The 1,946-nt window shown below is 67.0% G+C and carries 1 pseudogene; it reads right to left on the reverse strand.

Annotated features, from left to right (window positions below):
• Window positions 1-53 precede the first annotated feature (53 nt).
• A pseudogene (locus NQU54_RS48420) lies at window positions 54-1,946 on the reverse strand (type IV secretion protein Rhs); the annotation flags it as partial.

Raw genomic sequence — 1,946 nt, forward strand, 5'->3', positions numbered from 1 at the left:
CGCCATCGCTTGCCATCGGGGGTTGTGGCAAGGCCGAGGCGGTCCTGGGTGTTTCAGGTGTAGGTCCAGGTTCGGGTCTGCCCGTTGAGGAGCCTGCGGGTGCGGCGGGTTAGGCGGCCGGCCGTGTCGTGTTCGTAGGTGGTGCGGCCGGCACGATGGATGATCGTGCCGGTGAAGGAGCGGTCGCCCGGGGCGTTGTGGGCGGGAGCGGTGGCGTGGCTGAGGTTGCCTGCCAGGTCGTATGTGTAGCTTTCGGTCCAGCCGTGGCCGTGGATGCTGGTGACGCGCCCGACCGGGTCATGCTCGAAGCGGCGGGTACCCGAGGTGAGCTCGCGGATTTCGGCGAGGTAGCCGTCTGTGCCGTGAGTGTAGGAGCGGTGCTGGAGGATGTGGTCCGCTTCGGTCTGGTGGCGGGTCGTGACGTTCTGGGTGGTGAGGCGATTGGCCTGGTCCCAGGTTTGCGTGAGACTCGTGTGATTGCCCAGGCGGCGTTCGAGTTCGCGTCCGGCTGCGTCATAGGTGAAGTCCAACGTGCCGGTGTTGCTGTTCAGGCCGGTGGGGCGGCCGTTGGCGTCGTACGTCCAAGTTGAGGTCAGGCCCGTTGGGGTTGTGCGCTGGGTGCGGCGGCCGTTGGCGTCGTACGCATAAGTGGTGGTGCGACCGTCGATGGTCTCGGAGATGACGCGGCCTACCCGGTCGTGTTCACGGGTCAGTTCAGTATTGGCGTTGGCCGCGTGGAGCAGAGCACCGTTCGTGTCGTAGCGGTAGGTCGTCTGCTCGCCAGTGGTCTCGTCGAGCTGGGAGAGGATGCGCCCGGCAGTGTCGAGTGTGTAGCGGAGTGTTTCGCCGAGCGGGTTTATATGGGCGACCAGGCGGCCCGCCGCGTCACGTTCGTAGGTGCGTTGGGCGCTGTTGAAGTCGGTTTCGGCGACCAGGCGGCCTGCTGCGTCGTACTCGTACTGCCACTGTCGGCCTTGGGGGTTGGTGACGGCGGTGAGGCGCAATTCAGTGTCGTAGGTGAAGGCGTAGGCGGCGCCGTCGGGGTCGGTGCGGATGGCCGGCAGGTCGAAGTGGGTGTGGGTGTAGCTGGTGGTGTGACCGGCCTGGTCCGTGTGGCGGGCGAGGTTGCCTTCGGTGTCCCATTGCCACACTTCGCGGGAGCCGTCCGGGCCCTCGCGCCAGGCAGGTTTGCCCTCGATGGTCCAGCCATGGCGGGTGGTGTGGCCCAGAGGATCGGTGACGGCGGTGATCCGGCCGTGTGGTCCCCGGCGGATGTGAGTGGTGTGGCCGAGGGGATCGGTGACTGCGACCGGAAGGCCCGTTGCATTCGGGGTGACCTTGGTGGTGTGACCCAGGGCATCTGTGATGGAGGTGAGGTGGCCGGAGGCATTGTGGGCGTAGTGGGTGGTGGCGCCAGTGGGGTCGGTGGTGGAGGCGGGTGCGCCCCTGTCGTTGTAGGTGTAGCGCCAGATTGCTCCACCCGACTCCCGGGTCTCCAGAGGCAGGTGGTGGTCGCCGTAGACGGCTTCGGTGACGGTGCCATCGGGGCGCTCGACGGCGATCAGCCGGTCCTGGTCGTCGTAGCGGTAGCGGGTGGTGTGGTCAAGGGGGTCGGTCACGGCGATCGGGCGGCCGCTGGATTCGTCCCATTCGGTGCGGGTGGTGTTGCCGAGCGGGTCGGTCTGGGCGATGACCTTGTAGGCATCGTTGCAAACGTAGGTGGTGGTGTTGCCCTGCGAGTCGGTGTAGCGCGTGGTCCGGGCCTGCCCGTCGTAGTGGAGGCGGCCGGAGAGGATGCCGTCCGGGCCGATGCCGCGCAGCACACGGCCTCGGTGGTCGTAGACGTAGGCATAGGTAGTGCCGTTGCGGTCCGTCCATGATGTGACGCGGTGTTCGTCGTCGTACTGGTACCGCAGCGCCTTGCCGGTGGAGTTGATGACCTCTGC

Source organism: Streptomyces malaysiensis subsp. samsunensis, assembly GCF_024519315.1.
In the GTDB taxonomy this organism is placed as follows: domain Bacteria; phylum Actinomycetota; class Actinomycetes; order Streptomycetales; family Streptomycetaceae; genus Streptomyces; species Streptomyces malaysiensis.